The organism is Streptomyces sp. NBC_00075 (assembly GCF_045041225.1).
GTDB lineage: Bacteria > Actinomycetota > Actinomycetes > Streptomycetales > Streptomycetaceae > Streptomyces > Streptomyces adonidis.
Genome location: NZ_CP108243.1, coordinates 7,880,092 through 7,900,636, shown reverse-complemented (window position 1 = coordinate 7,900,636; position 20,545 = coordinate 7,880,092). Strand labels below are relative to the sequence as shown.

At 70.7% G+C, this 20,545-nt stretch carries 15 protein-coding genes; 9 read left to right on the top strand and 6 right to left on the bottom strand.

All coding sequences use genetic code 11. From position 1 onward, the window contains the following. Positions 1 to 95: 95 nt before the first annotated feature. From OG787_RS34620 to OG787_RS34605, 4 genes are all read left to right on the top strand, one after another. Positions 96 to 2,714, top strand: coding sequence for an ATP-binding protein (locus OG787_RS34620; protein WP_405537841.1), 2,619 nt, complete (start codon positions 96 to 98; stop codon positions 2,712 to 2,714). Continuing rightward, positions 2,711 to 3,865 (top strand): hypothetical protein, encoded by a 1,155-nt coding sequence (locus tag OG787_RS34615; protein WP_405537840.1) that lies wholly within the window; start codon positions 2,711 to 2,713, stop codon positions 3,863 to 3,865. The genes OG787_RS34620 and OG787_RS34615 overlap by 4 nt, the downstream gene beginning before the upstream one ends. Before the next feature lie 130 nt (positions 3,866 to 3,995). Next, complete coding sequence (locus tag OG787_RS34610; protein WP_405537838.1) at positions 3,996 to 5,093, top strand: magnesium and cobalt transport protein CorA; 1,098 nt, start codon at positions 3,996 to 3,998, stop codon at positions 5,091 to 5,093. Positions 5,094 to 5,166: 73 nt separating this feature from the next. Next, on the top strand, positions 5,167 to 5,712 hold the full coding sequence (locus OG787_RS34605) for a hypothetical protein (RefSeq protein WP_369034831.1): 546 nt from the start codon (positions 5,167 to 5,169) through the stop codon (positions 5,710 to 5,712). Here OG787_RS34605 and OG787_RS34600 read toward each other — a convergent pair. Further along, a complete protein-coding gene (locus OG787_RS34600) occupies positions 5,703 to 6,233 on the bottom strand; it encodes a DUF6174 domain-containing protein (RefSeq protein WP_369034830.1) in 531 nt (176 codons plus the stop codon). The genes OG787_RS34605 and OG787_RS34600 overlap by 10 nt on opposite strands. Positions 6,234 to 6,363: 130 nt before the next feature. Further along, positions 6,364 to 7,104, bottom strand: coding sequence for a type 1 glutamine amidotransferase (locus OG787_RS34595; RefSeq protein ID WP_405537837.1), 741 nt, complete (start codon positions 7,102 to 7,104; stop codon positions 6,364 to 6,366). 220 nt (positions 7,105 to 7,324) lie between these two features. On the opposite strand from OG787_RS34595, the gene OG787_RS34590 reads away from it, so the two are divergent. Next, entirely contained in the window at positions 7,325 to 8,080 is a 756-nt protein-coding gene (locus OG787_RS34590) for an NPP1 family protein (protein ID WP_369034828.1), read from the top strand. A 25-nt stretch (positions 8,081 to 8,105) separates the two neighbouring features. Here the strand turns inward: OG787_RS34590 and OG787_RS34585 are convergent, their stop codons facing one another. After that, positions 8,106 to 9,140, bottom strand: a complete 1,035-nt coding sequence (locus OG787_RS34585) for a LacI family DNA-binding transcriptional regulator (RefSeq protein WP_369034827.1) — start codon at positions 9,138 to 9,140, stop codon at positions 8,106 to 8,108. Positions 9,141 to 9,467: 327 nt separating this feature from the next. Between OG787_RS34585 and OG787_RS34580 the strand changes: the two genes are divergently transcribed. From OG787_RS34580 to OG787_RS34565, 4 genes are all read left to right on the top strand, one after another. After that, entirely contained in the window at positions 9,468 to 10,673 is a 1,206-nt protein-coding gene (locus OG787_RS34580) for a hypothetical protein (RefSeq protein WP_405537836.1), read from the top strand. 132 nt (positions 10,674 to 10,805) lie between these two features. After that, positions 10,806 to 11,699 (top strand): hypothetical protein, encoded by an 894-nt coding sequence (locus OG787_RS34575; RefSeq protein WP_405537835.1) that lies wholly within the window; start codon positions 10,806 to 10,808, stop codon positions 11,697 to 11,699. Continuing rightward, positions 11,696 to 12,778 carry a hypothetical protein gene (locus OG787_RS34570; protein ID WP_369034824.1) on the top strand — a complete coding sequence of 361 codons (1,083 nt, stop codon included), beginning with the start codon at positions 11,696 to 11,698 and terminating at the stop codon, positions 12,776 to 12,778. The genes OG787_RS34575 and OG787_RS34570 overlap by 4 nt, the downstream gene beginning before the upstream one ends. 76 nt (positions 12,779 to 12,854) lie before the next feature. Continuing rightward, on the top strand, positions 12,855 to 15,209 hold the full coding sequence (locus tag OG787_RS34565) for a hypothetical protein (RefSeq protein WP_405537834.1): 2,355 nt from the start codon (positions 12,855 to 12,857) through the stop codon (positions 15,207 to 15,209). A 78-nt stretch (positions 15,210 to 15,287) separates the two neighbouring features. Here the strand turns inward: OG787_RS34565 and OG787_RS34560 are convergent, their stop codons facing one another. The 3 genes from OG787_RS34560 to fxsA form a co-directional block, all read right to left on the bottom strand. Then, positions 15,288 to 16,301, bottom strand: a complete 1,014-nt coding sequence (locus OG787_RS34560; RefSeq protein WP_405537833.1) for a hypothetical protein — start codon at positions 16,299 to 16,301, stop codon at positions 15,288 to 15,290. Between the two features lie 74 nt (positions 16,302 to 16,375). Beyond that, complete coding sequence (fxsT, locus tag OG787_RS34555; RefSeq protein ID WP_405537831.1) at positions 16,376 to 20,035, bottom strand: FxSxx-COOH system tetratricopeptide repeat protein; 3,660 nt, start codon at positions 20,033 to 20,035, stop codon at positions 16,376 to 16,378. Positions 20,036 to 20,194: 159 nt separating this feature from the next. Next, entirely contained in the window at positions 20,195 to 20,419 is a 225-nt protein-coding gene (gene fxsA / locus OG787_RS34550; protein WP_369034820.1) for an FxSxx-COOH cyclophane-containing RiPP peptide, read from the bottom strand. Between the last annotated feature and the right edge of the window lie 126 nt (positions 20,420 to 20,545).

Below are 20,545 nucleotides of genomic sequence, written 5' to 3'. Positions count from 1 at the left end.
ACAGTGCGTCACCAGCAGTGCGGCCCGATCTCACGCTGGGTAAGCAGTGACAGGTGTGACGCAGGGGGAAGCAGGGGAGAACGGGGAGGCGTCGGATGCCTGAGATGTCGTTCGATTTCGAAGGTCTCATCCAGATGATCGCGAACAACCTCTACAGCGAGAAGAAGGTCTTCATTCGCGAGCTCATCCAGAACGCACACGACGGCACTCGCAGGCGGGCGCTCGTGGACGGGTCGGTCGGCCGCATCGACGTGGACACCCGTCCGCAGGATCTGGAGATCACCGTTCGGGACACCGGGATCGGTATGAACCGCGACGACCTGGTCAATTACCTGTCGAACATCGGCAAGAGCCTGACGAAGCAGGAACGGGAGCACGACGACACCCTCATCGGCCAGTTCGGCATCGGCTTCCTCTCCGCGTTCGTGGTGGCCGCCAAGGTCCGGGTGACCACCCGCAAGCTGGGCGAGGAGACCGGCTGGCTCTGGGAGAACGAAGGCAGCAAGGAGTACCGTCTGACGGAGTGCGAGGTCGCCGTCCCGGGCACCACGGTGACGGTCTCGCTGGCCGGCGCCGAGGACCGCGGGATGATCCAGGAGGGAGAGGTCCGCTCGCTGATCCGGCACTACGCGGACATGCTCACCACCCCGATCCATCTCAACGGCTCCCAGGAGCCCGAGAACACCATGCACCTGCCGTGGGAGAAGAGCGGCCTCACTGACGAGCAGCTCGACATCGACCTGCGCTTCTACGTGGAACGCACCCTCAACGACCGCGTGCTCGAAGCCATCCCCGTCCAACTGCGCGGCCCCGTTCGCGCGGAAGGCGTCCTCTACATCAACCGCGACCGCGTGTTCACCACGAACCAGCCGCGCACCATCCGGCTGTTCCACCGGCGCATGTTCCTGTGCGAGAACCAGCAGGACGTCTTGCCGCAGTGGGCCAGGTTCGTCAACGGAGTGATCAACAGCCCGGATCTCACTCCGACCGCCGCCCGCGACAACTTCCTGCGCGACGACATGTGGGCGGCCCTGCGGGACGCCCTCGGCAATCTGGTCATCGAACACCTGGTGCACCTCCGCGACACCCAGCGGGAGAGGTTCGCCGGCATCGCCCGCTTCCACCGGATGAGCTTCGCCTCGGCCAGCTACTACTACAGCGAGTTCTTCACCAAGTTCGCCGACCTACTGCTCTGGAAGACGAACCGGCTCCCGGAGGAGCCCGGGAACGACACCGTCCCCGACCCCCTGGACGACATCGGCACCGGCGTGGCCCTGCGCACCCTCCCGGAGATCCTGGAGCGACTGCCGGGCACGCCGGACCAGCCCAGGACACTCCAGTGCGTCACCGGGATGGACGCCGCCCGCCAGTACTTCAAGATCGCCAATGCGGCCGGCACCACCGTGGTGGACGCCAGTTTCGTCTTCGAGCCCGAACTCCTCGACGCCTACACGAAGTTGCCCGGCGTCTCCCTCCGCCTGGTCCACATCGACCGCGAGGACTCCCCTTCCGGGGACGCCATCTTCCGGCAGCCGGTCGGCGGGGACGCCACCGCCGTCCAAGCGCTCGCCGACCGGATGAGCGCGGTCCTGCGCACCCCCCACAACCACAGCATCCGTACGGAAGCCCGCGTGTTCGAGCCGCCGGAGATCGCGGCGGTCCTGCGCACCGACGCCCGCACCACGGCCCAGGCCAAGGCGGAGGAGGTACTGCTCGACCCCAACTCCCCGCCCGGTATCCGAGAGATGGCGGAATCGGTCAAACGCCTGACGCGCGGCACCGGCCAGTGGCTCACCATCAATGCCGGCAACCCCCTGGTCCAACGCCTGGCCGAGCATCGGGACAGCACGAACCACGAGGTTCAGCAGCTGATGCTGGCGCTCTATCACAGCGCGGTACTCGCCAACGGGCAGCTGATCACCGCCCATTCCGCGAGCACGTTCCACGACCAGTTGCAGCAGCTGATGGGGCGCAGCCTCGAAGCACTGGACCTGGAGGAGCGGTGCAAGGTACTGGACGACCGGCTCCGGGCCGCCCAGGGCCGCCGCCGGTCCGGCTCCGGCGCCCGCGCCGACTACCGGACCTTCTTCATGATCACGCCGTTCGCGGACCATTACGACCCGCTGATCGGTGCGGTCCGTGAGGTCGTGGAGCACCGGTGGGGATGCCGGCTGGTCGTCGCCCGTGACCAGCAGGAGCATCACCGTCTCCTCGAGAACGTCCAGATCCTCATGGACGGCGCGGACGGATTCATCGCGGAGATCACCCACAGCAACCCTAATGTGATGTTCGAGCTGGGCGCCGCCTTCACCGACCGCCGCGACCGCCCGGTGATCCTCCTGCGCGAGGAACAGGCCTCCGCGAACGGGGCCGCCCTGCCCGCCGACCTCCGGGAACTGCTCTACATCTCGTACACGATGGACGATGCCGAGCTGGTGGAGAAACTCCGCGCCAAGATGTCGAAGTCCACAGACATTCAAGAACTCCTCAAAGGCAGCAACCACGCCGTCTACATCTCCCGGCAACGCCTGGCCCAGCTGATCGCCCCGGTGGTCCTGGAGCCGATGGTCCTCGAAGCGCTGGCCGCCCGGTACGCCACCGCACAGGACTGGCTGACCGCGGAGGCCGATGAGGTGGGCAGGTTGCTGGGGCAGGGGAACCAGGAATTCGCCCCGATCATCGTGGCGAAGGTCCGCCGGGGAGTATCGGCGTGATCGAAAGCGAACTCGACGATCTGTTCGATCAGGCGGACGCGGCAGCTGATGCCGGCGAGGCGTGGACCGCGGCGCTGCTCTACGAACGCGCACACCAGCTGGCCGCAGAGTACGGATATCAGGAGGACGCCCTTTACGCACTTCAGCGTGGAGCGACTTGCTGGAGACTGACTTCGGAGTTCGACCGAGGTCTCACGCTACTGCTGGAAGCCATGCACCAACCCAGGTTCCACGGCGACGAAGAGCATCGATACTGGCTGCAGAACCTGTTCGTCACCCAAGCGCTGGACTACGGAGTCCACGTGACCAGCATCGACGATCAGATTGAGCTCCTGTCCTCGCTGGCCGTTGCCGTCTGGGGCGCCGAAGGGAGCAACACGCTGTACCGGAGATCCCAACTGCTGTCCGACAGGGGCCATTGGCAGGCCGCGCTCGATGTCCTGGAGCAGGCATGGGTCCACCGGGCCGATGCAGGCCCTACGGGCCGCCTGTCGGCGATCACGTACCAGGCTTCCGCAGTGTGCCTGCACCTCGCCCGCCGGAAGGACGCAGAGCGCTGGATGACACAACTCGACGCCTCGGAAGACCAGTTCGACGATCACTGGAGCCGAGCGAAACACCGAGCCGACCTGGCGTTCTTCGACAACGACGCTCGGTCCGCACGCTCGGCGTGCAGGCAGATCGACGCACTGGTCCCCTCGCAGCAGGCGGATCTCCCCATGTACGCAACGCTCTACGCGGTCCACGCGCTCCTGCTCGACCCTGCCGAGGGCGATCCGGCGAGCGCCGCCCATCTGGCCCGTGTGCGGATGAACAACGACGCGTCCGCCCTGGCCTCCATGCCCTGGGAGCTCTACAACTGGCACCACTCCGTCGCCTGCCTGGAACTGGCGAGTGTCCGTTATGGCGCCGGCATGCTCCCCGTCGACGACGTCTTCTACCAACGGACGCAGGTTCTCCCGCCTCCCGAGGAGGCACGCCTCCCGGCCGACATCGCCCGACGGCTGGCAACCTTCGAGCGTGCCTGCGCCACAGCCTTGAAACACGCGCGCACGGAAGACTCCCACTACGGCTCCTCCCGGCACGAGGAGGAGGTGGCCAGAATCCACCAGCGCGGCACAGCCATAGGCGCGGTGTTCCGCCGCCCCTAGTAGCGCTTCGTCATGCCTGTGGTCCAGGTCCTGGCGTCGCCCTTTCTCCGCCAGGCTGCTTCTTCGAGGTGCTGACCACCCCTTTACCCGCACCTGGCACACTGTCCGGACCCAACCAAGGAGCACCCGCATGTCGATGGTCGGCAGCCTGCGTAAAGTGGCCCGCCTGGCTCGGCGTGCGCGGCGGCGGGTGGATCTCAGTCATCCCGCCCGTTCGCCGCTCGGCTCGGCCGTCGTCAACTGTGTGATCTACCGGGACGGTGTGCGCCAGGACACCGCCCCGACCGTCGAGGAGTCCGTCGCCCGCGTCCGCAAGCACAACCGCGGCTTCGTCTGGCTCGGCCTGCACGAACCCTCCGAGACGGAGTTCGCCCGCGTCGCCGAACTGTTCGGCCTGCACCCGCTCGCCGTCGAGGACGCCGTCCAGGCCCATCAGCGCCCCAAGGTGGAGCGGTACGGCGACATCCTGTTCGCCGTGTTCAAGACGGTCTGCTACGTCGAGCACGAGGAACTCACCGCGACCAGCGAGGTCGTCACCACCGGCGAGATCATGGTCTTCGCCGGCCCCGACTTCGTCGTCACCGTCCGCCACGGCCGGCACGGCTCCCTCGGCCCCCTGCGCGAGGACCTGGAGGCCGACCCGGACCAGCTCGGCCAGGGCCCGGCCGCCGTGCTGCACGCCGTCGCCGACCATGTCGTGGACGACTACCTACAGGTCACGGACGCCGTCCAGGACGACATCGACCAGGTCGAGTCGGACGTCTTCTCCCCGCAGAGCCCGCGCACCGCCGACGCCGGCCGTATCTACCAGCTCAAGCGCGAACTCCTCGAACTGAAGCGGGCGGTGGTCCCCCTCGCCCGCCCCCTCCAGACCCTGGCCACCGAGCCGATGCCCTCCATCGAGCCCGCGATACAGGCCTACTTCCGGGACGTCGCCGACCACCTCATCCGCGCCACCGAGCAGATCCACGCCTTCGACGCCCTGCTCGACTCGATCCTCCAGGCCCACCTCGCCCAGGTCACCGTCGGCCAGAACGAGGACATGCGGAAGATCACCGCCTGGGCCGCGATCATCGCCGTACCGACGATGGTCTGTGGCGTCTACGGCATGAACTTCGAGCACATGCCCGAGCTGCACTGGCGCTTCGGTTACCCGCTCGTCCTCGGCGTCATCGCCACCGCCTGCTTCTTCGTCCACCGCGGCTTCAAACGCAACGGCTGGCTGTGAACGCGGCCCACCGCCCGTCCGTATCCCCTGTCGAGTAGTACGTCCGCCGTACCACCCGATCTGGAGAGGCGCAGTGTCCCAGCAGCAAACCCGGCGACCGTTCCCCCGCAGGGCCGTCGCACTCGCCGCGCTTCTGACGGCCGTCGTCCTCCCTCTGACCACGGCCTGCACCTCGGACACGAGCAAGACGAACAAGACTGACAAGGCGGACAAGAAGGCGTCGGAGTCCATGACTCCCGCCCCCGTCGCCGCCGTGGTCGCGCCCGCCAAGGTCGAGGTGATCGCCCAGCTGACGGGCTGCACGGTGAAGATCCGTACCGACGCGGACGAACTGCGCGAGGGCGTCTGCCACACCGCCCTGGGCGACTATCTGATCACCACGTTCCCCGCGGAGAAGTACAAGCTGACCTGGCTGGACAGCGCCGCCATGTACGGCGGCAAGTACCTCGTCGGCACCAAGTGGGTCATCAGCGCGGCCCCGAAGCTCCTGGAGCCGCTGCGCCAGAAGGTGGGCGGCACGATCGAGGACCTGAGCGTGCAGGGCAGCCAGGGCGGCTCCGGTCAGGGCGGCGCCGCCAGCCAGGGCCCCACCCCCGAGAGCACCGCCGGTCAGGGCTGAGTCGCCGCGGTCTCCGGAGTCCCTGATGCCTTCTTGTTGCCGGCCGGCTCGTAGTCGCTGATCACGTACGACTCCTCGTCGTCGATCGCGTCCTTCAGCGGGTCCAGGGTGATGCGTTCGGGGTGCCCGTCGGGGGCGTACGCCGCCTCCGCCGTGTCCGCGCCTTCCTTGTGGGCCCGGGCCAGCCGGTCCAACAGGCCGCCGATGGTGGGCACTTCCTCGGGTGCCCGCTGTACGGCAGCCCGCCCGCTGTCGTCGAGCCCGACCGCCTTGGTCACCTTCCCGTCCCGGACCGTCACCCGGAACATGCCGATGAGGCTGCGCTCCCCCTCGCTCGACGTCAACGTGTAGGCGTACGCGGCGGGTTCCTCCCAGGACTCCGCGAACGACGAGAACGAGGACGACGGGGACGACGGCGCCGGTGCGGACACCGAGGCCCCGGAGTCCCCGCCGCAGCCGACGGCCGCGCACATCAGCCCCCCGACCAGCACGACGGACGACAACGACCGGACCGAAGCCATGGTGATCCCCCTGTACGAGTGAACGCGCCTGCCGCCCGGCTACCAGCGACTGCCCCTACGTATACGACGCGATTCCGCCGGAAACCGTTCAGCCGAGAGCCGCCGGGAACGGCCCGGGAAGCGGAAGCCCTCAGGCCGCATGCCCCCGGCCACCGGCGCGCGCCCCCGTCACCCCGGCGATCTGCGCGAGAAACGCGTCCACGAGGTCGTACGCCCGCTGCCGTGACTCCTCGTGCCGGGCGCGGGTCTCGGTGAGCAGCCGCTCCGGGTCCTCGCCGTGCGCCACGGCCTCGTGCCGGCCGCCGGAGTCCAGCCACTGAAGCAACGTTTCCTCGGCGAGTTCGGGATGGAACTGCACCCCGAGCGCCCGCCCGGCCCGGAAGGCCTGGGGACCGACCGCGCTGCGGGCCAGCTCCACCGCGCCCGGCGGGACCGTGAACCGGTCGAAGTGCCACTGGAACCACGGTCCGGCCGGGATCAGCCCCGGTACGTCCGACTCGACGGCCGTCCAGCCGATCTCGTGCCGGGGAGCCGCCTCGACGCTCCCCCCGAGGGCGGTGGCGAGCGCCTGCGCCCCGAAGCAGATGCCGAGCACGGGCAGCTCGGCGGCGTACGCGGTGCGCAGCAGCTCCAGTTCGCCGTCGATCCAGGGCGCGACCGAGGCCCGGTCGTAGACCGACCAGGGTGCCCCGAGCAGCACGACCAGGTCGTAGCCGGCCGGGTCGGGGAACGCGAACTCCACGCCGGGGCCGTTGTGCCGCTCGGCCGGTACGACGGTCAACTCGTCGATGTCGTAGCCGAGTTGGGCGATCCGGTCACCGACGGGACCGGACAGCGAGAGATGGTCGTGACGGATGACGAGGGCGCGCACGGGGTTCTCCGTTCTGTACGGCCCCAAATTGTACGAAGAGGGTGGCAGAACACCCCGCCCCAACTCCCCCGACCGCACTGTTGGTTGAGTTTTCATCACAGTGACACCTGTCAACGATCAGACCGTCGGGCGATGGGGCAACTTTGTTCCGGGCACGCCAACCGGACCGTTGCCTTCCACCCCCGTCACCCGCCACCCCCACGGTCATCAGGAGCACGCAGTGAAGATCACCTCGCGCGTCCGCAGAGCCTCGCTGGTCCTCGGCAGCGCCGTCGCGCTCGTCGTCGCCGTTCCCGGCAGCGCCTTCGCCGCCCCGCCGTCGGCCCTGCCCGCCAACGCCGACACCCTCGAGAACACGTGGCAGCCGGCCTACGACTACGACACCGACGGCTGCTACCCCACGCCGGCCATCGGCCCCGACGGAACCGTCAACGGCGGTCTCAACCCGTCCGGTTCGGTCAGCGGGGAGTGCCACGACACCTCGGACCTCGACAACACCAACGGCTACTCGCGCGAGAAGTGCAACAACGGCTGGTGCGCGATCATGTACGCCCTCTACTTCGAGAAGGACCAGGCGACGATCGGCGGCCACCGGCACGACTGGGAGCACGTCGTGGTGTGGGTGCAGGACGGTCAGGCCAAGTACGTCTCCACGTCCGCGCACGGTGACTTCGTGGTCCAGGCCGCCAGCGCGGTCCGCTGGGACGGCAACCACCCCAAGATCGTCTACCACAAGGACGGGGTGAGCACCCACACCTTCCGGATCGCCGGTTCGAACGACGAGCCGCCGGAGAACGCCTACGGCACCTGGCAGTACCCGGACCTGGTCGGCTGGAACGGCTACCCGGCCGGTCTGCGCGACAAGCTGAGCGCGTACGACTTCGGCAGCGCCAACTTCGGCCTCAAGGACGCCAACTTCGCCGCCCACCTCACCAAGGCCCTGCCGTCGGGCATCTCGTTCGACCCGAACGCCTGACGGAACCGAGGCCCGGCTGCCGCGGCTAGGCGGCCGGGCAGCCGCAGGATGTGCGGACCACCAGGTGGGACGGGAAGCGTCGGGTGCGGTCCGTCCCGCTGCCGGGTGTGACCGTGTCCAGGTTCGCGTCGAGTGCCATGTCCACCGCCGTACGGGCCATCGCCTGGCGGTCGGAGGCGACCGTCGTCAGCGGCGGGTCGGTCATCGCCGCCTCCTTGACGTCGTCGAAGCCCGCCACCGCCAGCTCGCCCGGTACGTCCACGCCCAGTTCACGGGCCGCCCGCAGCAGGCCGATCGCCTGGTCGTCCGTCGAGCAGAACACGGCGGTCGGCCTGCCGGGGGCGGCGAGCAGGCGCAGCGCGATCTCATAGGTGCCGTAGCGGTTGTAGGGGGCGCGGAAGAGGAGCCCCTCGGTGGAGCGGCCGGCGTCGGCCATCGCCTTGCGCCAGCCCTCGACGTGGTCGGCGACGGGATCGCCGGCCCGGGGAGCCGACTCGGGTCCGCCGAGGCAGGCCACGGCGGTGTGACCGTGCTGGAGGAGATGCCGGGTGGCGATCCTGGCACCCTCGATGTCATCGGTGACCACGGCGAACTTCCGTACGGACGCGGACCGTTCGTGCATCAGCACGACCCGGGTGTCCATGGTGTCGATCTCGGCGGCGGCCCGGTCGCCGAGTCCGAGACTGACCAGGATCAGCGCCGACACCCGCATCCCCAAAAAGGAGTGGAGGTAACGGAGTTCGAGCTCCTCCTGGTAATCGGAGTTGCCGACGAGGACCATTTTCCCCCGGTCGGCGGCGGCGCGTTCCAGCGCGTGGGTGATTTCCCCGAAAAATGGCTGACGGGCGTCCGGAACGATCAGTCCCAGGAGGTCCGTACGACGGCTGGCCATGGCCTGGGCCACCCGGTCGGGCCGGTATCCCAGCTCTTTGACCGCTTCGAGAACGCGTCTGCGTTTCTCCGCGGATACGGGCCGTGGGCCATTGTTGACGACGTAACTGACAACCGCGCTGGAAGTTCCCGCGAGTCTGGCGACGTCGTCCCGTGTCACCTTTGTCACCGGGTGAGTGTACGGGCGCCAAATACCCTGCTGGAAAGGAAGGTTGGCTTTCGGCCAGGCGGGGGCGGCGGGTTCGCGAGTGGGCCCGGCCGGGCATCGTGAAGGGGAGGAGGACAGAGCGGGACGGCAGCGTCGCCGGCCGGTCGGGTCGCGTACCGGCCAGGGGTCGTCGACGGGCGCGGCGGAAGGCCGATCTTCGGCTTCTCCCCCGGCACCGTGGCCCCTACCATTCACCTGCCCCGCGGCGGTCGCACAACGCCCCGCCGGGAGAACCTATCCGGCCGTGCCGGACGCCGGGCGGGGCCGGAGCGGAGGGGGGAAGAGGCCATGCGGGCATCCCTGCGCACCCGTTTACGACAGCTGCCGGTACGACGCCTCCCCGAGGTGGTCCCCGGCATCGTCCTCGGCGGCGCCGGCCTGCTGGTCCTGGGAGTACTGGCCGGTCTTGCGGTGGACGTCTCGGCGCTGACGGGTTCCGGCGCCTATGTGTTCGGGGCGTCGCTGCTGCTCGCGGTCGGCCTGTACGGGAGCACGTACTCGATCGACCTCAAGGCGCTGCGCGCCGATCTACGTGGTGTGGTCGCCGCGGTCACCCTGGGAGTGGTCCTCAAGGCCGGTCTGATCGCCGGCACGATGGTGCTGGTGTTCGGGAAGCCGGAGTATCTGGTGCTGGGCATCGCCGTCGCCCAGATCGACCCGCTGTCGGTCGCCGCCCTGACCGGCAGGGGCCGGATGTCGCCGCGCGCCCAGTCGCTGCTGACGGCGTGGGCCTCGTTCGACGACCCGATGACGGTCCTGCTGACCCTGTATCTGGCGGGGTACGCCTATACGGCCGCGGGGCACGAGGGCGCCCCCGAGATCAGCCGGGGCGCGGGCGGCGACTACGCGACCGGGCTCCTCTTCAACGCCGTACTCCTGGTCGCCGTGGTGCTGTTGTGGTGGGCCGGGCGGCGGGCGGTGTCACGGCTGCCGGACGTGCCCGCGGTCCGGCGCACGAAGGCCGGCGGCGCCGTACTGCTCGTCGGGGCGATGCTGGTGCTCGCGGCGGTGAACCAGCTGATGCTCGGGGTGGCACTGGCCGGGCTCGTCCTGCGCGCCGGAGTGCTCGACAAGGCGGTCGGCCGGGCGGTCGGCGGCGCCTTCCTCGCCGCGTTCCTGACGCTCGGGCTGCTGCTCTCGCACGGGGTGGAGCTGTGGCCGGGGTTCGTGCTCGGCGTGGCGGCGTTCGGGGCGCAGGCGGTGGTGGCGTTCGGCGTGATGCCGTTGTTCGTACGGGGGTTGGAGCGCGGCGACCGGATCGCGCTGGGCCTCGGGCAGCAGAACGGCATCACGGCCGTACTGATCGCCCTGACCCTGGAGCGCGACTTCCCTGGCACCGCCGCGATCGTCGGCCCGGCCGTGATCACCGTCAACCTGCTGCACGGCACCTCACAGGCACTGCTGGCCCGTCCGTCCCGGCGGGAACTCTCCTCCGAGGGTGAGCGTCACTCTCCGTACGAGCAGGATCCCGAGGACGAACAGTCGGTCGCGTAGCCGGAGTTCGGCTGCCGGAAATGTGGGACAGGCAGCGGCCGTGGGGAATGCAAGACGTACGAGACCTGATGGCGTACGAAGTGCCGGTACCGGACGGGGGAGACACAGATGAGGCAGGCGAGGAGATCAGGTGTGCGAGGGGTGCCACGCGGTGGCACCCGCCCGCTGAACCGGAGTGTCCGGGGCTGCGCTCCCCCGGGCCGCCGACGGCACGCGGTGACCGGGGCAACCCTCCTGCTGCTGGCCGCCGGTGCCGGGCCGGCCTTCGCCGTGTCCGCCGGGGACGCCAACTCGCCTGAGCGGGATGCCCAGTTGGTGTACTGCCTCGCGCCGGTCCACCGTACCGACCTGCTCACGGCGGCCGTCCGGCTGGGGCTGCTGAAGGCCGACACGAAGGTCACGCCGGAGCAGTGGGCCAAGGACCACGACGACGACTTCGGGCGGGCCTGCGCCGCGCTGATGGCCGCCGAGTCGGACTCGCCGGGGACCGCCGCGCGGGCCAAGGAGGCGGACGAGGACGGCTGGCTCATGACCGCCCTCAAGCAGCTGCCCCTGCTTCTGCTGGGTGCGCTGCTCACCCTGGTCGGCCAGTCCTACGAGCGCGGCTCGGCCGAACGGCGTTCGCTGCGCCTGGAGTTGAGGACGACGGAGAACGCGTACCGGGATGCCGTACGGGACTACCTCGCCGCGTACGGAGTGTCCTACGCCCAGGCGGACCACTTGCCGGTGCGGTCCGCGCGGGAGGCGTTGACCGCCGCGCTCTCCCGGGTGCCCGGCCCCGCCGCCCGGCTCGCGGCGGCGGAGCGGATCGCCGACGGGCTGCCGCTGGCCGAGCCGTTGCCGAGGAACAGCGGCACCTACCTGCTCGACGACGAGACCCGCACTCGTATCGCGAACGAGGAACACGCGTCCGTGGCGAGCTGCCTGCGCGCCCTGCCCGAACTCAACCGCGCCTTCCTGTACTGGAGTTGGCGCACCCGACGGCCCGGTTCCGCACAGTCCGGGACGACGGAGGGCGCCGAATGATCGGGCCGCTCGACGAGACGGAGAACGCGAACCCCTTCGGCGTGTATGTGCCGGAGAGCCGGGACCGGCTGCCCGCGACGCATGTCCGGCCGAAGGCCGACCATCCGCTGGTGCCCTGGAAGGACGAGAGCCATGTCCACCAGTGGGTGGACGTCGACCACGCCCGGGAGCAGCTGCAACTGTTCGAGGAGTGCCTCCAGGAGGAGTTGCCCGGACTGCTCGACCCGGAGGCGCGCCGAGGTCATCTGGTCGTGGTGACCGGGCCGGTGGGCATGGGCAAGACCACGCTGATCCACCGGTGTGTGCACTGGGCGCAGGCGTACATCGAGGGCCTGGTGCGGCCGGTGGTGGCGATGGCCGGGGGGTACGAGAACCTCGGGGACAAGGTCAGCTGGGACCGGCGGGGCGACTTCGCACAGACCCCGGAGATCAACACGGCGATCCGCGACCGGATCGTCGAGACACTGGAGCGGGAGTTCCCCGGGGTGTCGCTCGACCCGACGTTCACCGGTGACGACGTACCCAAGGCGTTCAGCGCCATCAGCAAGCTGCTCGCCCAGCAGAACGGTCTGCTGTTCGCCATCGTCCCGCACATCGACTGGCGGGACGCCGGGGGCGAGGTGCGGACCAACTTCCTCAAGACGTGGCTGAGCCACGCGGAGAGCCGGATCGTACTGTTCGTCGAGATCAGTCACCAGAATCCGCGAACGGCGGGTGAGGTGATCGCGGGCCTGCCGCCGAACACGGCACTCACCCATCTCTCGCTCGGATCGCTCGCCACGGAGGACACCGTGAAGTTCACCGAGACCGCTCGCGGCGGCCATCCCGACCCCGAGAACACCGTGCCGCCGCTGGCCGCGATCCCGAGCCAGGGGCAGGGCGCGGAGCCGGCCCCCGACCCGTGGAGCCTCGCCGACGTACGGCATCTGCGCCGGGAGTGTTTCCGGGTCGCCGAGCGGCAGAGACTCGCGGGCGGCCGGGTGCGGGTGACCGCCGCCGACCTCGCCGCGCCCACCCTCGACCCCGCGGACCTGGGCCGCACACCTCCTGCGGGCCGCGCGCCCCGCAGACCCGCCTAGCCGGGGGTTCCCGACGCACCCGTTCCACCCGTACACAGGAACCAGGAACCAGGATCCGTACACAGGAACCGAACAGATGTCCTCGCCAGACTCGCTGTACCGGCAGTACCCGCCGCACCCGCTCGCCGCTCCCAAGGCCGACACCGGACACACGAGGAGTGCCATCGTGACGCCGACCAGTGGACACACCTGGCACCGCAACCCCTTCCCGCTGAGCCCTGTCGTGCGCCTGGGACCCATGTCCGACCTGGGGGACGCGCGGGTCCGGGCGGCCGACTCGGGCAACGCCCACATCGACACCCCGCTCATCGAGGACGTCGAGTCGCTCGTCGACGACTACTTCGCGCCGCCCGCCGCCGGTGGCCGGCGCGGCCGGGCGATCGCCCTGGTCGGCGAGTTCGGCCTGGGCAAGAGCCATGCCCTGCGCCGGAGTTACCAGACGATCCGGGCCCGGCACCCCGAGACGGCGACCTGGATCGTGGACGAACCGGCGCAGGACATGGGGCGGCTCTACCGCGACCGGCTGCGCGGGCCCGGCGACACCGAGCAGGGCAAGCGGGCCTTCGAGGAGCTGGTGCGGGACTACTACGCCTATGTGACGGCCGGCTGGGTCGGCGGCGAGGACGACGACCCGCGCCGGGGCACCCTCCGGGAGATCGCGACCGGGCTGCGCGACCGGGTGCTCGACCCGGACAAGGTGGTGTCGGCGCTGCGCTACGACCCCGAGGTGATCCACGCCGATCTGCGCGGCACCCTGGGCGAGGTCACCGAGCACCGCAGGTTCTCCAGCGCCCTCGCGCTGCTCCTGGAGCCGCCGTTCAACCGGATGGTGTGGAACTGGCTGAACGGCGCGGAGCCCGCCGAACCGCTGCGCGAACGCGGCATCACGGAGGCGATCGGCCCGTCGGAGGGGCGCCCCGACAACGCGGCCGGCATCGACCGGGTCTTCGACGCGCTGACCGTGCAGGGCTTTCTGCACGGCCGGGTCGGACGGCCGTACGTCCTGCTCCTCGACTCGCTGGAGAAGGTCCTGGACTGGCCGGACGACAGTCGGCGCGCGTTCATCGACGCCTTCGAACGCCTCATCAACATCTATACGAGCCACGGCGGTCTGCTGGTGTTCTGCTCCTCGCCCGACGGGCTGCGGGCACTGCGCCAGAGCGTGCACGAGCGGGTGGTGCAGCTGTGGCCGACGGGGCTCGACCAGGACCGTACGGGGGAGTTGGTGGCCCGGTATCTGGCCTCGGGCGAGGAGGCGGACGACGACTCGGGCGAGGGAGCACCGGCCTCCACCGGGCCCTTCGACGACGAAGCGCTGCGGCTGCTCCACGAGTTGACCGAGGGCGTGCCGCGCGAGGTGCTCAAGACGTGCCGGGAGGCCTGGCAGCTCAGCGAGGACCGCGACGGTGTGGTGAGCCGGGTGCCCGGCGCGACGGTCCTGCGGGCGGTACGGGCGCTGCACGAACGCGTGTCGTACCAGCGGGTGTCGGGCGATGTGCACGACGCCCTCGACCTGGGCCAGTGGCGGATCGCCTCCCGTGATCCGGTGCCGGCCAGGCTCGCGCGCTCGGCCGGCGGCCGGGAGGAGGTCCTGTACTGGCTGTCGCCGGCGCCGAACGCCTACATCGCGGTGATCTACGCCCGTTCGCTGCTCCTCGCCGACGACGTCGAACGGATCGTCACCCAGGTGAACGGGTTGCGCAGTGCGGTGCGCCCGGGCCGGTTCGAGGCACTACTCGTGGTCAACGGACTGGTGTCGCACGCGATGCAGGACCGGATCGGCCGGTCGATCGGTTCCCGCCCGCTGGTGTACCGGCAGGGCCGGTTCCCGCAGAGCGTCCACGAGGCGCTGCTGCAACTGGAGCGGCGGCTCGTGGAGGAGGGGCGGGAGGAGGATCTCGCCGAGCTGGGCGAGCGGATGCGGCGGAATCTGGAGCAGCAGACGGCGCATCTCGACGAGATGCGGCGCAACTTGGCCGCGATGACGCTGGAGGCCGCGGCGCGTCCGGCCCTACCGGCGGTGACGGGTGGGCGGGCGGCTCCTGAGCCGGAGCCGCCGGAGGAGTTGCCGGGGACGGTGTGGCGGCGGTTCCGGGAGGCGCTGGCGATGCTGGAGTCGGTGACGCGGCGGGCCGCGGCCGGTTCGGCGGAGTTGCGGGTTCTGGGGTGTGCGACGTTGGTGCGGGCGTTGACGGAGGAGTTTCGGGGGGCGGTGGCGGCTTGGGCCCGGGGGGCCGCGCCGGGTGTGCCGACCGAGGTTCAGCTGAGGGAGCTTCGGCGGATCTGTCGGGAGTACGAGAACGCGGTGGAGGTGTTGCCGGTGCATTTGCTTGGCGGCGCCGAGCATCCGAATCCGCTTACTCCGGCTCGTACGGTGGAGGTGCTTGCGGAGGAGGTTTGGGGGACTTTGAGTGCGCCGGGTGTTTCTTAGGGTGGTGATGGGTGTGTTTTCGTCTGCGGGCCCGGTGGGGGCTGGTCGCGCAGTTCCCCGCGCCCCTTTGGGGCGCGCTCAGCGGGGCGTTGGAACCTCGACCCCGCCTGTGACCTGAGCCAGGGCCGCCAGCCTTTTCTCCGCGTTGGCCACCTGCCTCTGGTCCAGGGTCACGCCCAGGAGGAAGGCTCGGGGTGAGGTCCAGTGGACGTAGACCGCGCCCTCCTGGACGTCCAGGACCAGGCGGTCGACCGAGGCGCCGCCGCCTGGGGGTGGGGCGATCAGGTCGAGGGCGTCCTTGAGGCGGACGAGGTGACCGCGGAGGCTGCGGGACAGGTCGCGGTAGGCGGTGCGGCGGGTGCGGACGCTGACGTCCATGAAGCGGGGGCCCAGTTCCTGGCTGTCGAAGACGTCGCCGACGCAGACCAGCGTCCAGTCCCGGTAGTAGCCGGCGTACTGGAGGTCCGTGGTGTTCACGTGGGTGCGCCAGAGGTCGCGCAGCCGCTGCTCGTACACGGTGTCGGGGGCGGCGGCCGTCCCGAAGTCGACCTGGGGGCCCACGGGTGCTTCGCCGGTCTGGAGGTGGGCCTTCGCCTGTGCGTCGCCGCCGAGCAACTCGTCGGGCAGGCCGTGCACTTCGGTGCGGATTCGGGCGGTGAGCCGGTTCATCGCCTCGTCCATCTCGGGCACGCCGCCGGGTACGTCCGTCACCGCGGCCAGGAACTCGTCGGGGCGGGCCCGGCCGCCCCACAGGCCTGCGCGCCCGCCCGCGAGGACCGTGCGCATCAGCTCGCCCGTCTTCAGCGGGCGCAGGACGGCGCCGAGGTCCTGGGCGCACAGCAGGAGTCTGCTGCCGGGCAGCGACTCGTTGTGCGCGTCGTCGCCGGTCTCGGTGATCAGGCTGGAGAGCGGGGCGCGGTCGGTGCGCAGGACGGCGAAGTCGAGGATGCCGTTGCTGTAGTGGGCCAGGGAGCGGATCGCGGACGTCCGTGCGACGGTCTCCTCGCACAGCGCGGTTATCAGGCCGTGGCGCTTGGGAGTCCAGTGCGACTCCTTCAGCGTGGTGCTCGCGTGCGGTGCGGGGGCTGCCACGGGTGCTCGCCTTTCGCTATACGTCATCAGTCATACGTCGTCGGGCAATTGCAGTTGATTACAGTCAATTACCGTTATACGTCGGGCAGTTCCAGGTCGATGTCGTAGCCCGAGGGCGGGACCGGCCTGGTGGGGTCGGTGCCGGTGAGGTGGTCCAGGTGGGCGCGGACCCGGCGGCCGCCGAGGCGGTGGGCGATGCCCAGGTCGCCGAGGCGGGCCAGGGCGGTGCCCGCGAGTTCGACGGCCTCCTCGGTGCGGCCCGCCGAGGCGAACGTGGCGGCCAGGGAGTTCTCCGCGACGGCGACCCAGGGGTGGGCGCGGCCCAGCTTGTGGGTGAGGAGGTTGAGCGCGCCCCGGCCGACCTCCTCGGCCAGCCGTACGTCGCCGGTGGCCCGTAGATAGACGCCGTGCCGTACCTCGCCGAGGCCGGTGTAGGGGTGTCCGGCGCCGAACCACCGGCCGAGCGTCTCCACACACTGCCGGGCCTGGTGTTCGGCCTCGTCGGCCTTGCCGAGGGCGTGCAGGTCGGCGGCGTAGCTGAACCGGCAGCGCACGGTGTCGAAGCGGTCGGGGCCGAACCGGTCGACGTAGAGGCCGAGGGCGCGCAGGTCGCGTTCGTGGGCGAGTTCGTAGCTGTAGAGGGGGTCCTTGAGGGCGGGGAAACCGTCGGCGAGCCGCCGTTCGCTGATCGCGAGGCCGACCTCGGTACGGAGCCGGACGAGGTCCCAGGTGTCGCCGTGCCGGCGCAGCTTCTGGCGCAGCAGGTCGCGGGCCTCGCCGTCGCGTCCGGCGGCGCGGTACAGGTAGGCGAGGAGTTCGGCGGCGTTCCAGGCGACGGGGTCGTCCGTGCCGCCGACGGCCTGCCGGTAGCGGAAGCGGTCCTGGATCGCGGCCAGGGCGGGGGCGATCCGGCCGGTGAGGGCCTCGGTGAGGGCGAGGTTGTGCTCGGCCTGGATGGTCGCCGGGTGCTGCGGGCCGAGCAGCAGGGTGAGGCCGTCCAGGACGGGCCGCAGTTGCAGCAGGGCGTCGTCGAAGCGGCCGAGGGCGCGCAGGGTGGCGGCGTAGGAGTCGGCGGAGAGCAGGGTGCGCGGGTGGGTGATGCCGAGGAGCCTGCGGTGGCCGCGCAGCGCGTCCTGGGCGATCTGCCGGGAGAGGTCGTAGTCGCCGCGCAGCCGGTGGGCGCGGGCGACGAAGTTGAGCAACCGCAGGTATTCCGGGGACTGTTCGTCGCCGTCCTCGGCGCCCCACTGCTCCCGGGCGCGTCCGGCGATGTCGAGGAGGCGGTCGAGGTCGGCGGCCTCGGCGCGCTGGCCGAGGGCGTTGAGGTGGCGCAGCAGCGAGCGGCGCACCCGGGGCCTGGGGTCCTCCCAGAGGCGCAGCGAGAACACCTCGCGGGCCCAGTCGGCGGGCAGGTCGGGGCCCTGCGGGGCGTGTTCGGACAGGACGCTGCGCAACACGGACTCGATGTGGGCGCGTTCGTCGGGGTCCATGCCGGCGCGGATCAGGTCGCGCAGCCCGTGGTGCTGGACGAGGGGCTGGCGGGTGCGGTCGAAGTCGACGTCGAGCAGGCCGACTTGGGCCAGCGCCCACAGGGCGACGCTGACCATGTGCTCGTCGGGCAGCAGGATCTCGGTGCCGGCGGGTGCGGGCGTCGCCGATTCGTCGTCGTGGGCCAGTTCGGACAGGATGCGGCGCGAACGCAGCAGCTCCAGGCCCATGCCGCGTCCGGTGAGCAGGGAGGCGGCGCCCAGCAGCCAGCCCACGGCGTCGCGTTCGGGGCTCTCGGCGCTCCAGGCGAGCGCGCCGGGCGTGGTCCGTACGACACGCCGGGCGACCCGCACCATCACCTCGACGGGGCTCACCGCGTCGCGGGTGCGCAGCAGGTCGGTCTTGCCGGCGCGGTACTCGGCGAGCAGGTCGCCGACGGCGGCGCGGACGGCGGCGTCCTGGTTCATGTGGTCGTCGCGGCGGTGCGCGGCGGTCCGTTCGGCCAGGCAGTGGCCGGCGATGTGCAGGGCCTGCGGTACGGAGTCGACGACGCTGCCGATCTGCCGGGCCTGCCGCTCGGTGATCTCCGGGACCTTCTCGGCGAGCAGCGCGCGGCTCTCGTCGGCGTCCATCGGGGCGACGGCGAGGGCCCGCAGATGCGGCGGCCGGACGTCGGCGGGGTCGCCGACGGGCGGTGCGGTCCGGCTGGTGACGAGGACGTGCCCGCGCTCGTGCGGCACAGGCAGCAGGCCGTGGAGTTCGACGGGGTCGGTGACACCGTCGTACACGATGAGCCAGCTGTCGGCCTCGGCGTCGGTGCGGGAGAGCCGGGACAGCAGCCGGGAGATGCCGTCCTCGTCGGTGCCGACGCGGTCCTCGGGCGCGCCGAGGCGTCCGGCGAGCCGGCCGAGGCCGCGCTCGACGCGGGTGCGCTCCCAGGCGCGCACCCACCACACGACGTCGTACGAGGCTCCGACGCGGTGGCACAGTTCGTGCACGGTGTCGCTCTTGCCCCAGCCGCTGGGGCCGTGCAGCACCAGGCAGGCGCCGTCGCGGGCGGCGCCGCGCAGCTCCTCGTGGAGCGTGCCGAGGAGTCCTGGGCGGTCCACGAAGGCGGCGTTGCGCGGCCCCACGTTGGTGGTCTCCGGCAGGCGCGGGAACCCGGCCCCGCCGCCGCTGTCGCCGGGTTCGGGCGCGCCGAGGCCGAGGCCGGTGTAGAGGGCCCGCAGGGCCCCTTCCTCGGTGGTGTCGCGCAGGTCGATCCGTTCGTGGTGAGCGGCCTGGGTGTGCGGGAACGGCTCGTCGACGAGCAGGATGCGGACGTCGGTGTGGGAGAGGGCGCCGATCTGTTCGAGGAGCGTGTCGTCGGCGTCGTCGGGCGACAGGAAGAGCAACGCCGAACCGGGGTCCGGGCGTTCACCGGCGTACGTGTCGGCGCGGCGCAGTTCGGTACGCACTCCCTTGACGGCGAGCCGGTCGCGCAGCCAGGCGGCCCACAGGGCGTGCCGGGCCGAGTGGACGACGGTGACGTCGGTGAGGCGGGCGGTGCGGCGGGCGCGCAGCCAGTCGGCGAGCTGCTCGTAGTAGGGGCGCAGTCCGCTGATCGTGCCGGCGTCCTCGGCGTCGACGGCGAGGCTGCGGCTGTCCTGGTAGAGCGGGTTGTACGGGATCTCCAGGAACGGGATGTCGGTCGCGCCGAGCGCGGCGGCGACCGGCGCGAACTTCCGGCGCACCCGCTGGCGTGCGTCGCGCAGCCGGTCGTGGACACCGACGTCGCTCTTCAGGCCGAGGGTGAGCAGCCGGACGGGCCGGTCGCCCCGGCGGGTCATCAGGTCCTCGGCGAGCGCGGCGGCCCCGTCGATGGACCAGGCGGTCATCGCGAAGCAGACGACGAGCGTGTCGGCGTACGCGGCGAAACGCGCCGGTTCCGTCGTCTCGGAGGTGTCCGGTACCGGGGCCTCGACGAGGAGATGGTCGTACTCGGCGGCGACGGGGGCCTCGGCGAGGTCGGCGAGCCCGGGTCCGCCGGGGGCGCTCGCGGTGTGCACCCGGCCGGGTTCGGGGTCGGGCAGGGGCGCGCTCTCGCCGGGTTCACCGTGGCGGCCGTCGACGAGGAGGACGCTGCGGTTGGTGTCGGCGAGGATGTCGGCGACGTTGCGCAGGGTCGTACTCAGGCCGAGGTTCTCGGAGGTGGCGAGGAAGACCGCGAACGGCCCCGGCCGGTCAGGGGTGTTGGCGTCTGGCATCACTTCTCCGCTCGGCGCGGCGGTGAACAAGGGAATCAAAGGGGATGATCGGAACAAAGCGGGTAAAGGGTGTATTCAGGGAGCGCCAGTATAGGACTCCGCACACCTGACTGGCGGCGTCCGACCCCCTCCCGCGTGCCACGACGCGCGCCCCGCGTCTCATACGCTCTCGCTGTGCCCGGTGACGAAGGGGTTGCCCTCGGCACAGCTGTCGTACACCCGGCGCAGCAGGGCGCCGAGCACCGAGTCGGGCAGGGCCTCGATGTCCTCGGGCGGCAGGGCGGCGAGGTCGAGAACGACCGACTCGACCTCGGACTCCGGGCTTTCGCCCGCTCCCGCTCCTGTACCCGCCCCGGTGGGGGCGGTGCCGTCGGCGACTGCCATGCAGGTCACTCCATGGGGTGTCGGAGGATCTCGGGACGGTCTTCCAGCGTAGCGCCGCCAACTGCCCCTACGGCAGGCGCCGGAGACCATGAGCGTCCCTCAACTTCCTTCCAGTCGACCTTGGTT

What these genes read in the sequence shown, in the direction of transcription:
- OG787_RS34570 (WP_369034824.1), top strand. Translation starts at nt 11,696, where the DNA reads ATGATCGGGCCGCTCGACGAGACGGAGAACGCGAACCCCTTCGGCGTG.
- fxsA (WP_369034820.1), bottom strand. Translation starts at nt 20,419, where the DNA reads ATGGCAGTCGCCGACGGCACCGCCCCCACCGGGGCGGGTACAGGAGCG.
- OG787_RS34610 (WP_405537838.1), top strand. Translation starts at nt 3,996, where the DNA reads ATGTCGATGGTCGGCAGCCTGCGTAAAGTGGCCCGCCTGGCTCGGCGT.
- OG787_RS34565 (WP_405537834.1), top strand. Translation starts at nt 12,855, where the DNA reads ATGTCCTCGCCAGACTCGCTGTACCGGCAGTACCCGCCGCACCCGCTC.
- OG787_RS34600 (WP_369034830.1), bottom strand. Translation starts at nt 6,233, where the DNA reads ATGGCTTCGGTCCGGTCGTTGTCGTCCGTCGTGCTGGTCGGGGGGCTG.
- OG787_RS34580 (WP_405537836.1), top strand. Translation starts at nt 9,468, where the DNA reads ATGCGGGCATCCCTGCGCACCCGTTTACGACAGCTGCCGGTACGACGC.
- OG787_RS34620 (WP_405537841.1), top strand. Translation starts at nt 96, where the DNA reads ATGCCTGAGATGTCGTTCGATTTCGAAGGTCTCATCCAGATGATCGCG.
- fxsT (WP_405537831.1), bottom strand. Translation starts at nt 20,035, where the DNA reads ATGCCAGACGCCAACACCCCTGACCGGCCGGGGCCGTTCGCGGTCTTC.